This is a genomic window from Klebsiella sp. GL120222-02 (assembly GCF_003097195.1).
Taxonomy (GTDB): Bacteria; Pseudomonadota; Gammaproteobacteria; order Enterobacterales; family Enterobacteriaceae; genus Klebsiella; species Klebsiella variicola.
The window spans coordinates 36,912-49,466 of record NZ_QEQO01000011.1 but is presented as its reverse complement, the minus strand read 5'-3'; the positions used below and the strand labels follow the sequence as shown (position 1 = coordinate 49,466).

The window sequence follows — 12,555 nt, the reverse complement described above, 5'->3', positions numbered from 1 at the left end:
TTACTCATCGTCATACTGAGGGCCGGCATAATTATCGAAACGCGACCACTGGCCGTTAAAGGTCAGTCGCACGGTGCCGATCGGGCCGTTACGTTGTTTACCAATGATAATTTCCGCGATGCCTTTAAGATCGCTGTTCTCGTGATAAACCTCATCACGGTAAATGAACATGATCAAGTCGGCATCCTGTTCAATGGATCCGGACTCACGCAGGTCGGAGTTGACCGGGCGTTTATCGGCGCGCTGTTCCAGCGAGCGGTTCAGCTGCGACAGCGCCACCACCGGCACCTGCAGCTCTTTCGCCAGCGCCTTCAGCGAGCGGGAGATTTCGGCGATCTCAAGGGTACGGTTGTCGGAGAGCGACGGCACGCGCATCAGCTGCAGGTAGTCGATCATGATAAGTCCGATGCCGCCGTGCTCACGGGCGATACGCCGCGCGCGGGAGCGCACTTCCGTCGGCGTCAAGCCGGAGGAGTCATCGATATAGATATTGCGTTTTTCCAGCAGGATGCCCATGGTGCCGGAGATCCGCGCCCAGTCTTCATCGTCCAGTTGACCGGTACGAATGCGGGTCTGATCGACGCGCGACAGCGAGGCCAGAGAACGCATCATGATCTGTTCCGAGGGCATCTCAAGACTGAAGATGAGTACCGGCTTATCCTGCAGCATTGCCGCGTTTTCCACGAGGTTCATCGCGAAGGTCGTTTTACCCATCGACGGACGGGCGGCGACGATAATCAGATCCGACGGCTGCAGGCCAGCGGTCTTTTTGTTGAGGTCGTCGTAGCCGGTATTCACCCCGGTGACACCGTCATGCGGCTGCTGGAACAGCTGTTCGATACGGGCGACGGTGGCATCAAGCACATCGGCGATGTTTTTCGGCCCTTCGTCTTTATTGGCCCGGCTTTCGGCGATTTTGAAAACCCGGGATTCGGCGAGATCGAGCAGATCTTCGCTGGTTCGCCCCTGCGGGTCGAAGCCGGCTTCGGCGATCTCGTTGGCCACCGAAATCATCTCGCGCACCACCGCGCGTTCGCGCACGATGTCAGCATAGGCGCTGATGTTCGCCGCGCTGGGCGTGTTTTTGGACAGTTCGGCCAGGTAGGCGAAGCCGCCGACGCTGTCCAGCTGCCCCTGACGCTCCAGCGACTCCGCAAGGGTGATCAGGTCAATCGGGCTACCTGACTCCTGCAGACGCGCCATCTCGGTAAAGATATGACGATGCGGACGAGTATAGAAATCTTCCGACACCACGCGTTCGGCGACGTCGTCCCAGCGCTCGTTATCCAGCATTAAACCGCCCAACACCGACTGCTCCGCTTCAATCGAGTGCGGCGGGACTTTCAGCCCGGCGAGCTGCGGATCGCGTTCGCGGGTTTCTGTCTGTGGTTTGTTGAAGGGTTTATTTCCTGCCATAGCCTAACATTTCACCGATACGGAAAAGAGCGTGACAGTATAGCGAGAAAGCCATTGCCGCTAAAGAACCCATTAAGCGTGGCAGGCCTGAGGCGGATAAGAAAATCCGTCGCTGCCGCCGCAGGCTGTTAAGCTTACTGGATAATCTCAGAACAACACAGGAGCGAACATGGCAACACGCATCGAATTTTCAAAACACGGCGGGCCGGAGGTGCTTCAGGCGGTTGAGTTCACGCCCCGCGATCCTGCGGAACATGAAATTCAGGTCGAAAACAAAGCCATCGGTATCAACTATATCGACACCTATGTTCGTAGCGGCCTCTATCCGCCACCATCGCTGCCGAGCGGTCTGGGCACCGAGGCAGCCGGCGTCGTCAGTAAAGTTGGCCATGGGGTAACGCACATTAAGGTAGGCGATCGGGTGGTGTACGCGCAGTCGGCGCTCGGCGCCTACAGCACGGTACACAATGTGCTGGCCGACAAAACCGCGGTCCTGCCGGACGCCATCTCTTTCGAACAGGCCGCGGCATCGTTCCTGAAAGGATTGACGGTCTGGTATCTGCTGCGCAAAACCTATGAAATTAAGCCTAATGAAGTGTTCCTGTTTCACGCGGCCGCCGGCGGCGTGGGGCTGATTGCCTGTCAGTGGGCGAAAGCGCTGGGCGCGAAACTTATCGGTACCGTCGGCAGCGCGCAGAAAGCGCAGCGTGCCAAAGAGGCTGGCGCCTGGCAGGTAATTAACTATCGCGAAGAGCAAATCGTGGAGCGACTCAAGGCGCTTACCGACGGTAAGAAAGTGGCCGTGGTCTACGACTCGGTGGGGAAAGATACCTGGGAAGCCTCTCTGGACTGCCTGCAGCGACGCGGCCTGATGGTCAGCTTTGGCAACTCCTCCGGCCCGGTGACCGGCGTCAATCTGGGGATCCTGAATCAGAAAGGTTCTCTGTACGTCACCCGCCCATCGCTGCAGGGCTATATCACCAACCGGGAAGAGCTGGCGGAAGCCTGCAGTGAACTGTTTTCACTGATCGCCAGTGGGGTAATCAAAGTGGACGTGCCCGAGAGTCAGACCTATCCGCTGACCGAGGCCCGTCGGGCGCATGAAGTTCTGGAAAGCCGGGTAACTCAGGGGTCTAGTTTGCTGCTGCCGTAAGCGGACAAAGGGACAAAAGTTTAGGGCTTCCACCTGGGAAGCCCTTACTTTTTTTTAGTTCGGCTGTATGTAGGGTACAGCGCGATGAATTCGTTAACGCGCTAATAGTGACAGATTTGCTCAGTAATGCCTACGCGGTTGTCTGCAAAATTGTTCAGGTTGTGACAGACCCCTCAATACCTTAGTAACGCCAACGGTTATTGTCGCGAAAAGCGTTTCCGTTCGGGGATTTCAGCGCCCGAATAATCCACACCACCACCACGGCCAGCAGCAGCCACGGCAGTAATTTGATCATCAAGGCAAACAACCCGCCGACGAACATCAGCGCGGTAGCGACCACGATAGCCGCGATAATCCCCAGCAGCGATACGCCGGTCACCAACAGCATGACAAAAAATCCAATGACAAATAGCAGTTCCAGCATGGTTCTCTCCCCAACGAATGAATACTTCACTCTGCAGGTATTACAAAAAGCATGCCAAACATAAACATTTGACTTTAAAAGAAAACGCCCCGCGTCAGTGCGCGAGGCGTGGTCAATTTCACCAGGTTTTCGTCAGAAATTAACGTTTATCGGCCACCAGCTTCAGAGCATGCTCCAGCACCGCAATATCGGCGCCGGCTTTATGCGCGTTCTCGCTCAGGTAGCGACGCCACTGGCGAGCGCCGGGGATGCCCTGAAACAGCCCCAGCATATGGCGGGTAATATGGCCCAGATAGGTGCCATTGCTGAGCTCGCGCTCAATATACGGGTACATGGCTCGCACCACCGCCACCGGATCGGCATCCGCGCCGGCGATGCCGAAAATTTCGCGGTCGACCGAGGCCAGAATACCCGGGTTCTGATAGGCCTCACGCCCGACCATCACCCCATCCATATGCTCAAGCTGCAGTCTGGCTTCGTCCAGCGATTTGATCCCGCCGTTAATCGCCATCGTCAGGTGGGGAAAGTCGCGCTTCAGCTGCCAGACGCGGGGGTAATCCAGCGGCGGGATCTCGCGGTTCTCTTTTGGGCTCAGGCCGGAGAGCCAGGCTTTGCGGGCGTGAATAATAAACATCTCACACTCGCCCTTGCCGGAGACCGTCTCAATGAATTCGCATAGAAACTCATAGCTATCCTGATCGTCAATCCCGATACGGGTTTTCACCGTGACCGGAATCGACACCACATCGCGCATCGCCTTGATGCAGTCGGCCACCAGTGGCGCATTGCCCATCAGACAGGCGCCAAACATCCCGTTCTGCACGCGGTCGGAGGGGCAGCCGACGTTGAGATTGATCTCATCGTAGCCACGCGCTTCAGCCAGCTTCGCGCACTGCGCCAGGGCCTGCGGATCGCTGCCGCCGAGCTGCAGAGCAACCGGGTGCTCTTCTTCGCTATAGGCCAGATAGTCACCTTTGCCGTGAATAATCGCCCCCGTGGTCACCATTTCGGTATACAGCAGCGTATGCCGCGACAGCAGCCGCAGGAAGTAGCGGCAGTGTCGGTCAGTCCAGTCGAGCATCGGCGCGATGGAGAAGCGGTGAGCAGGGAAAACAGGTGACGTTGATTCAGGCATCATGGCGAATAAATAAGCATCCGGGTAAAAAGGGGCGCTACTATAGCACAAAGATAAACCACAGGCGCATAGTGCGCCGCGCTTCGCCCCTTCCCCGGGTCGATTACTTTTTCCGCGGCTTGCCGTCGTGTGGACCGAAGAATTGCGGCGGATGGTCAACCCAGCGATCCTGGCGCGTCGCGGCATAGCCTGGATTGAGCGGATAATAGATGCGGTTGTATTTCTTGTTGGCCTCGCCCACCACCAGCAGACGAACCTCCTGCTCGGTGTTATTGAGAAAAGTGTGGCAGATACCGGTACCCGCGGGAAAACCCACGCTGTCCCCTGGCTCCAGCTTCCAGAGATAGCCGTTTATCCACACTTCCGGATAGCCCTCCAGCACGTAGATGAACTCTTCCTCATCGCTCTCCGCGTGCGGGTACGAGGTGCGCCGCCCGGGCGGCAGTCGCTCGTGGTGGATCCCCAGCCGGTTGAGACGTAAACCGCGCCCCAGCGGCGCGCCAATCGAAAAACGCTCCGGGCTGTCGGGATAAGTGGCATCGTCGGGCCCTTCCAGTTCGCGCCAGTGGCGAATGCAATCAGGTCGTTTCATCGTTTTCTCCCGAAAATGAGACACTTCAGATATAGCATACCCAGGGTCATGCGTGTTGCGATTAAATCGGGCAGGACGGTTTTAGCGATCGACTAAGGCGTAGTCTGCACGAAAGTCAGCGGCCAGCACCCGGAACTGGCGCAGGTACCGACAATCTGAAGTATGACCCGTATCACCTGCCGGCTCTCGGTGTTTTCTGAGGAACGTGATAAAGTAACAGATTCAAATTCACACAACCCGAGGATGCTCATGGATAAGACCCCTTCGCAAGAGATGTTAGCGCATGCTGAAAAGCTATGCGCGCAGCGCGGCGTACGCCTGACCCCACAGCGTCTGGAGGTGTTGCGCCTGATGAGCCTGCAACAAGGGGCGATCAGCGCCTACGATCTGCTGGATCTCCTGCGTGACAAAGAGCCGCAGGCTAAACCGCCGACGGTTTACCGCGCGCTGGAGTTTTTACTCGAGCAGGGTTTTGTTCATAAGGTTGAATCGACCAACAGCTATGTGCTGTGCCATCTCTTTGACCAGCCGACCCATAGCTCAGCCATGTTTATCTGTGACCGCTGTGGCGTGGTGAAGGAAGAGGCGGCGGAAGGGGTGGAAGATATCATGCATACGTTAGCGGCCAGAATGGGCTTTGCCCTGCGCCACAACGTGATTGAAGCTCACGGCCTTTGTGCAGACTGCGTGGAAGTCGAAGCCTGCAGCACGCCGGGACACTGCCAGCACGACCATTCCATTCAGCTGAAAAAGAAAGCCCGCTGAGCGTCAGCCGCAGCGGGAAACAGGGTTAACGGCGCATCCTTACGCCATTCAGACAGGCACTAACACAAATGCTTTATTCTTTGAGCCACGGAACGCTACCAGCGGTAGTCGTTTTTATGCTCCCAGTCTGAGACTTCTTTCTCAGCCTGATCCTTCGCATAGCCGTACCGTTCCTGAATTTTACCGACCAGCTGATCGCGCTTACCTTCGATCACGGTCATATCATCATCGGTAAGTTTGCCCCACTGTTCCTTGGCTTTACCTTTCAACTGTTTCCAGTTACCGCCGATTTCGTCTTTATTCATGATAACGTCCTCATCATTCGGTGGGTTTACAGCCCGTTTTGTACCGGACATGGTATTAACTATAGATGAGAATGCTGGTACCGATTCGTTATTCGGAATTTTTAACCATCATACCGATGGGTAAGGCTGAGGCGATTTTCCCGGCTTGCGCTACGCTGAGCCGGGCTACTGAGTTGCCCCGGTAAGCGGCGCGCAACCGCGGGAATTCATAGATGGCCGTGATGAACGGCAATGACTAGCTAAACCAGGTGCCGTGTCGCCAGTGGCGACGCCAGATCAGCGCCAGAGACAGGCCGCGCAGGGCGAGGAACACCGCCAGCGCCAGCCACAGACCGTGGTTACCGAGCAGCGGGACCGAAAGCAGCGTTACAGCAAACCCCGCCGCGGCGACCGCCATGCTGTTCCGCATCTCCGCGCCGCGTGTGGCGCCGATAAACATGCCGTCCAGCAGATAGCACCAGACGCCCACCACCGGCAGGATGGCCTGCCAGATCAGATAGCGATCGGCCAGCTGCTGCAGAGAAGGCAGCGAGGTTAACAACGCGATGATGTACTCCCCCGCCAGGCTATAAATCAGGGCAAACGCCAGCGCCACCATGCCAGACTGCCGGCAGGCCGCCCGCCAGACTTCCAGCAGCTGGCTGCCGTCGCGCGCGCCGTAGGCCTGGCCGGAGTGGGCCTCCACGGCATAGGCAAAACCATCCAGCGCATAGGCGGTAAAGGTCAGCATGGTCATCAGTACCGCATTGACCGCCACAATGTCGCTGCCCAGACGCGCGCCGTACACGGTCAGCGCGCCAAAGCACAGCTGTAGCAGCAGGGAACGCAGCATGATGTCCCGATTCAACGCCAGCAGACGGCGCAGATCCCCGCGCCAGGCGTTTTTCAGCATTGCCAGCGACACGCCGCGCAGCGTCAGCACCCGCTTCGCCATCATCAGGCCAATAATGAGAGTGGCATACTCCGCGGTGACCGTGGCCAGCGCCGCCCCCTGGACGTTCATCCGCAGGCCCATCACCAGCCACAGGTCGAGCACAATATTGAGCAGATTACCGACCACCAGCAGAATCACCGGCGCCCGGGCGTACTGGACTCCCAGCAGCCAGCCGAGCAGCACCAGATTGGCCAGCGAGGCGGGGGCGCTGAGCCAGCGGATTTCGAGAAACCGTCTCGCCTGCTCAAGCACCGCCTCACTGCCGCCGACAATATGCAGAGCGAGGTTAATCAGCGGCAGGCGAAACAGGATGATGAGAACCCCGGCGCCCAGCGCCAGAGCCAGCGGCTGCACCAGCGCCCGCGCCAGTCGCAGCGGATCTTTGGCACCCCAGGCCTGAGCGGTGAGCCCGGTGGTGCTCATGCGCAAAAACAGCAGCAGCATGAAGAGGAAACTGGTAGACGTCGCCCCAACCGCGACGCCGCCGAGGTATACCGGGCTGTCAAGGTGGCCGATCACCGCGGTATCCACCAGCCCCAGCAGCGGGACGGTGATATTGGAGAAAATCATCGGGATCGCAAGGCGCCACAGCGCTTTATCGGCAGCGTTGAGCAGCATGTTCGGAGACCTGATTGAGGACAAACGTCGCAGCGTCATGCATCAGATGACGCTGCGCAGGGGCAGGCGTTACAGCCATTCTCCATTACGGATCACGCCAACGGCCAGACCCTCAATGGTAAAACTCTGCTGACGCAGATCGACAACGATAGGGGTAAATTCGCTGTTTTCCGGCAACAGTTCGACGACGTTACCCTGCTTTTTCAGGCGCTTCACCGTCACTTCGTCGTCAATGCGCGCTACCACCACCTGGCCGTTACGCACGTCCTGGGTTTTGTGGACCGCCAGCAGATCGCCATCAAGGATACCGATGTCTTTCATCGACATGCCGCTGACGCGCAGCAGGAAATCCGCGTTGGGTTTAAACATCGACGGGTCGACCTGATAGTGCCCCTCAATGTGCTGCTGCGCCAGCAGCGGCTCGCCGGCGGCGACGCGGCCGATCAGCGGCAGGCCATGTTCTTCTTCCGTCAGCAGGCGGATACCGCGAGAAGCACCGGAGACGATCTCGATCGCGCCTTTACGCGCCAGCGCTTTCAGGTGTTCTTCCGCCGCGTTTGGGGAACGGAACCCCAAGCGCTGAGCAATTTCCGCACGCGTCGGCGGCATGCCCGTCTGGCTGATATGATCCCGAATGAGATCAAACACCTCTTGCTGCCTGGTCGTTAACGCTTTCATTCCGCCCCCTGGGTGTATATACAGTTATGCTGTGAGTATATACAGCTACCGGTGATTTTGGAACCACATGGCACACAAAAATCGGCAGATTGTTTATATTTTGCGAGGCTTAGCGAAGAACGTTAGTGATAATGGCTCCACAGCAGCGTTCCCCAGGTGATCAGTGCGATGATAATCGCCAGCAGGACCGCCGCCGATCCCATGTCTTTGGCGCGCCCTGAAAGCTCATGATATTCCGAGCCTATACGGTCCACGACCGCCTCAATCGCGCTGTTGAGAATTTCGACTATCATCACTAGCAGGACCGACCCAATCAGCAATACGCGGGTAATGGCGTCGACGTCCAGCCAGCAGGCTATCGCGACGGCCACGATGGCGGCGATACCTTCCTGACGAAACGCGGCCTCGTTGATCCACGCTGCGCGAAATCCTTTCCAGGAGTAACCTGCCGCCTTAATGATTCGGGTTAACCCGGTGGTATTATTGGCCATCACAAAACCTTTTTACGTAAATGACGTCGATGAGTGTACGCGTTTGCCGCGTGGTAACGGAAATTTTGCCCACTTTCTGTTATTCTTGCCGCGCATTTGCATGATTAACCAGAGGCTTCACATCGTTTATGTCCGGCTGGCAACGAATTTACTATAAATTACTGAATTTACCATTACGGGTGCTGGTAAAAAGCAAGTCTATTCCGGCAGAGCCTGCCCAGGAATTAGGACTCGATACCTCGCGTCCGGTCATGTACGTCCTGCCCTATAATTCCAAGGCGGACCTGCTGACGCTGCGCGCCCAATGCCTGGCGCATGATTTACCCGATCCGCTTGAACCGCTGGAGATCGACGGCGCGCTGCTGCCGCGTTACGTATTCATCCACGGTGGGCCGCGCGTATTTACCTATTACACGCCAAAAGAAGAGTCCATCAAGCTGTTCCACGACTACCTCGATCTGCACCGCAACCATCCGGACCTCGATGTGCAAATGGTGCCGGTCTCGGTGATGTTCGGCCGCTCGCCGGGTCGTGAGAAAGGGGAAGTCAATCCGCCGCTGCGGATGCTGAACGGTATCCAGAAATTTTTCGCCGTCTCCTGGCTCGGCCGCGACAGTTTCGTGCGTTTCTCGCCTTCCGTGTCGCTGCGCCGCATGGCGGATGAGCACGGTACCGATAAGATCATCGCCCAGAAGCTGGCTCGCGTCGCCCGGATGCACTTTGCCCGCCAGCGCCTGGCCGCCGTCGGCCCGCGTCTGCCGGCTCGCCAGGATCTGTTTAATAAACTGCTGGCCTCGAAAGCGATTGCCCGCGCGGTGGAAGACGAAGCGCGCAGCAAGAAAATTTCGCATGAGAAGGCTCAGCAGAACGCTATCGCGCTGATGGAAGAGATTGCCGCGAACTTCTCGTATGAGATGATCCGCCTGACCGACCGCATTCTCGGCTTCACCTGGAACCGCCTGTACCAGGGGATCAACGTGCATAACGCCGAGCGCGTGCGCCAGCTGGCTCACGACGGCCATGAGATTGTCTATGTCCCCTGCCACCGCAGCCACATGGACTATCTGCTGCTCTCCTACGTCCTGTATCATCAGGGCCTGGTGCCACCGCATATCGCGGCGGGCATCAACCTCAACTTCTGGCCTGCCGGGCCGATCTTCCGCCGCCTGGGCGCGTTCTTCATCCGTCGCACCTTTAAGGGCAACAAGCTCTACTCCACGGTGTTCCGTGAATATCTTGGCGAGCTGTTCAGCCGCGGCTATTCCGTCGAGTATTTCGTCGAAGGCGGCCGCTCCCGTACCGGCCGTCTGCTCGATCCGAAGACCGGTACGCTGTCGATGACCATCCAGGCGATGCTGCGCGGCGGCACCCGGCCGATCACTCTGGTGCCTATCTACATCGGCTATGAACACGTGATGGAAGTAGGCACCTACGCTAAAGAGCTGCGCGGCGCCACCAAAGAGAAAGAGAGCCTGCCGCAGATGGTGCGTGGCTTGAGCAAGCTGCGCAACCTTGGCCAGGGCTATGTCAACTTCGGCGAACCACTGCCGCTGATGACCTACCTTAACCACCATGTGCCGGAGTGGCGGGAAGCCATCGACCCGATCGAAGCCATCCGCCCTTCCTGGCTGACGCCAACGGTGAACAACATCGCCGCTGACCTGATGGTGCGCATCAACAACGCCGGCGCGGCCAACGCCATGAACCTGTGCTGCACGGCGCTGCTGGCCTCGCGTCAGCGTTCACTGACCCGGGAGCAGCTCACCCAACAGCTGGAGTGCTACCTCGCGCTGCTGCGCAATGTGCCCTATTCGCCAGATGCGACGACACCTTCCGCTTCGGCCAGCGAGCTTATCGACCACGCGCTGCAAATGAACAAGTTCGAAGTGGAGAAGGACACCATCGGCGATATCATCATCCTGCCGCGCGAGCAGGCGGTGCTGATGACCTACTATCGCAACAACATCGCCCATATGCTGGTGATACCGTCGCTGTTAGCCGCCCTGGTGACTCAGCATCGTCAGCTCAGCCGCACCGAAGTGCTGCGCCATGTCGAAACGCTGTATCCGTTCCTCAAGGCCGAGCTGTTCCTGCGCTGGGAGAAAGCAGAGCTGGCCGGGGTGGTGGATGCATTGATTGCCGAGATGCTGCGTCAGGAGCTGATCGTCGTCGATGGCGAGGTGATGAGCCTCAATCCGTCGCACTCTCGCTCCCTGCAACTGCTGGCCGCGGGCGCGCGCGAGACGCTGCAGCGCTATGCCATCACCTTCTGGCTGCTGAGCGCCAACCCGTCAATCAACCGCAGTTCGCTGGAAAAAGAGAGTCGTACCGTGGCCCAGCGCCTGTCGGTGCTGCATGGCATTAACGCGCCGGAGTTCTTCGACAAAGCGGTGTTCAGCACCCTGGTGCTGACCCTGCGCGATGAAGGCTACATTAGCGACACCGGCGATGCCGAGCCGGAAGAGACCCTGAAGGTTTATCGGATGCTGGCGGACTTGATTACGTCGGATGTGCGGCTGACGATTGAAAGCGTCACGCAGGATGACGCGTAACGCGGTGTTTTCTGCCCTCGCTTCCCCCCGATACACCGGGGGGAAGCTGACAGGGGATTACAGGTAGCTCATCGCCAGGCCCAGGAATAGCACCAGCCCGACGTAGTTATTGTTCATAAACGCTTTGAAGCAGTTATCGCGCTCGCGATTGAAGATAAGCTTCTGCTGCCAGCCAAACAGACCTGCCGCGACAAACAACGACCAGTAGTATTCCCAGCCCAGCCCATTCAGCCAGCCCACCGCGCCCATCAGCGCCAGCACGGCCACCTGCAGGATACCGATAATCAGACGATCGTTTTCGCCGAACAGGATCGCCGTGGACTTGATGCCGATCTTCACGTCGTCATCGCGATCCACCATCGCATACTGGGTATCGTAGGCCACCGCCCACAGAATGTTGGCGAGGAACATCAGCCAGCAGCTCAGCGGCAGCGATTCGCTAACGGCCGAGAAGGCCATCGGGATCGACCAGCCAAAGGCGGCCCCCAGCACCACCTGCGGCAGATGAGTGTAGCGCTTCATAAACGGGTAGACCCATGCCAGGGCCAGCGCCGCGACCGACAGCAGAATGGTCATGGTGTTGAGGGTGAGCACCAGCAGGAAGGAGAGCAACACCAGAACGATAAACAGCGTTCGCGCCTCTTTCTCGGTAACGTCGCCGCTCGGTAGCGGACGACGGGCGGTACGCTTTACGTGACCATCAAATTTTCGATCGGCATAGTCATTCACCACGCAGCCGGCGGCGCGCATCAGCCAGACGCCGGCGACGAATACCGCCAGGATCCACAGCGGCGGGACGCCCGGCGAGGCCACCCACAGCGCCCACAGCGTCGGCCACAGCAGCAGCAAAGCGCCGATCGGTTTGTCAGTGCGCATCAGGCGATGAAACGCCAACAGCTTATTCTGCGACAGACTCCACTCCATTTTTTCTTCCTCTTAGTACAACGGCGACGCAGGCAAAAACAGCTCGGTCAGCAGCAGGGGTTTGCCGCTCAGCCGCAGGCGGGAACGACGCCCCCACAGCGCTGCATCGCGACCAATTTCAATAAAATCGCGGCTTAATGTCGACGACGTGAACAGGTATCGGCCCAGCGGGATCTGCCCGAGCTGCTGTAGCGCCAGCTCCGGACCACACAGTGTCGACTCCGGCACCACCGTGCGCCCGGCCAGCCAGGGTTCGCCATCGGCATTGAGTATAATCTCCCGCAGCCAGTAGCGCGGCTCGTCAGGTAGCAGCGCCGCTTCGTCAGTCAGCGCCTCACGCTCAATATACCCTTCGTTAATCAGGGTCACGGTGACCTGCTTTCCTTGTTGCTCAAAGCGCTGGGTCATTGAGTCCTCCAGCAGCAGCCAGTCACTCAGGGGCGGCGCCAGGGATGGCATAACGGCAAAATAGCGCAGCGCACGCAGTCGCGTAAGCGCAGGATGGGACATGCCTGATTCTCCGGTACATAACGTGAAAGCATTGTATCGCAGAATAGGCGGTTGGTGG

At 58.4% G+C, this 12,555-nt stretch carries 13 protein-coding genes; 3 read left to right on the top strand and 10 right to left on the bottom strand.

Annotated elements, in window-relative coordinates; translation table 11 throughout:
- A complete protein-coding gene (gene dnaB / locus N438_RS24865; RefSeq protein WP_008807299.1) occupies positions 1 to 1,416 on the bottom strand; it encodes a replicative DNA helicase in 1,416 nt (471 codons plus the stop codon).
- A 169-nt stretch (positions 1,417 to 1,585) separates the two neighbouring features.
- On the opposite strand from dnaB, the gene N438_RS24860 reads away from it, so the two are divergent.
- On the top strand, positions 1,586 to 2,569 hold the full coding sequence (locus tag N438_RS24860) for a quinone oxidoreductase (protein WP_032734031.1): 984 nt from the start codon (positions 1,586 to 1,588) through the stop codon (positions 2,567 to 2,569).
- A 181-nt stretch (positions 2,570 to 2,750) separates the two neighbouring features.
- Here the strand turns inward: N438_RS24860 and pspG are convergent, their stop codons facing one another.
- The 3 genes from pspG to N438_RS24845 form a co-directional block, all read right to left on the bottom strand.
- On the bottom strand, positions 2,751 to 2,993 hold the full coding sequence (gene pspG, locus N438_RS24855; protein WP_012543188.1) for an envelope stress response protein PspG: 243 nt from the start codon (positions 2,991 to 2,993) through the stop codon (positions 2,751 to 2,753).
- Positions 2,994 to 3,132: 139 nt separating this feature from the next.
- Positions 3,133 to 4,131, bottom strand: a complete 999-nt coding sequence (gene dusA / locus N438_RS24850; protein WP_012543189.1) for a tRNA dihydrouridine(20/20a) synthase DusA — start codon at positions 4,129 to 4,131, stop codon at positions 3,133 to 3,135.
- Between the two features lie 100 nt (positions 4,132 to 4,231).
- Positions 4,232 to 4,720: a cupin domain-containing protein gene (locus N438_RS24845; protein WP_002884935.1), complete on the bottom strand. Its 489-nt coding sequence runs from the start codon at positions 4,718 to 4,720 to the stop codon at positions 4,232 to 4,234.
- A 249-nt stretch (positions 4,721 to 4,969) separates the two neighbouring features.
- On the opposite strand from N438_RS24845, the gene zur reads away from it, so the two are divergent.
- Positions 4,970 to 5,485, top strand: coding sequence for a zinc uptake transcriptional repressor Zur (gene zur, locus N438_RS24840; RefSeq protein WP_012543190.1), 516 nt, complete (start codon positions 4,970 to 4,972; stop codon positions 5,483 to 5,485).
- A 95-nt stretch (positions 5,486 to 5,580) separates the two neighbouring features.
- Here zur and N438_RS24835 read toward each other — a convergent pair whose 3' ends face one another.
- From N438_RS24835 to N438_RS24820, 4 genes are all read right to left on the bottom strand, one after another.
- The gene (locus N438_RS24835; RefSeq protein ID WP_004206293.1) at positions 5,581 to 5,790 is read right to left on the bottom strand and encodes a CsbD family protein; all 210 of its coding nucleotides are present in this window, start codon (positions 5,788 to 5,790) and stop codon (positions 5,581 to 5,583) included.
- Between the two features lie 235 nt (positions 5,791 to 6,025).
- Positions 6,026 to 7,342, bottom strand: a complete 1,317-nt coding sequence (gene dinF, locus N438_RS24830) for an MATE family efflux transporter DinF (RefSeq protein ID WP_049152850.1) — start codon at positions 7,340 to 7,342, stop codon at positions 6,026 to 6,028.
- Positions 7,343 to 7,411: 69 nt separating this feature from the next.
- Positions 7,412 to 8,020 (bottom strand): transcriptional repressor LexA, encoded by a 609-nt coding sequence (gene lexA / locus N438_RS24825; protein ID WP_004206291.1) that lies wholly within the window; start codon positions 8,018 to 8,020, stop codon positions 7,412 to 7,414.
- 122 nt (positions 8,021 to 8,142) lie between these two features.
- A complete protein-coding gene (locus tag N438_RS24820; RefSeq protein WP_008807306.1) occupies positions 8,143 to 8,511 on the bottom strand; it encodes a diacylglycerol kinase in 369 nt (122 codons plus the stop codon).
- A gap of 128 nt (positions 8,512 to 8,639) precedes the next feature.
- On the opposite strand from N438_RS24820, the gene plsB reads away from it, so the two are divergent.
- Positions 8,640 to 11,063, top strand: a complete 2,424-nt coding sequence (plsB, locus tag N438_RS24815; protein WP_008807307.1) for a glycerol-3-phosphate 1-O-acyltransferase PlsB — start codon at positions 8,640 to 8,642, stop codon at positions 11,061 to 11,063.
- A 57-nt stretch (positions 11,064 to 11,120) separates the two neighbouring features.
- Here the strand turns inward: plsB and ubiA are convergent, their stop codons facing one another.
- The gene (ubiA, locus tag N438_RS24810; RefSeq protein WP_008807308.1) at positions 11,121 to 11,987 is read right to left on the bottom strand and encodes a 4-hydroxybenzoate octaprenyltransferase; all 867 of its coding nucleotides are present in this window, start codon (positions 11,985 to 11,987) and stop codon (positions 11,121 to 11,123) included.
- A gap of 12 nt (positions 11,988 to 11,999) precedes the next feature.
- Positions 12,000 to 12,497: a chorismate lyase gene (gene ubiC / locus N438_RS24805; RefSeq protein WP_022065222.1), complete on the bottom strand. Its 498-nt coding sequence runs from the start codon at positions 12,495 to 12,497 to the stop codon at positions 12,000 to 12,002.
- Positions 12,498 to 12,555 lie beyond the last annotated feature (58 nt).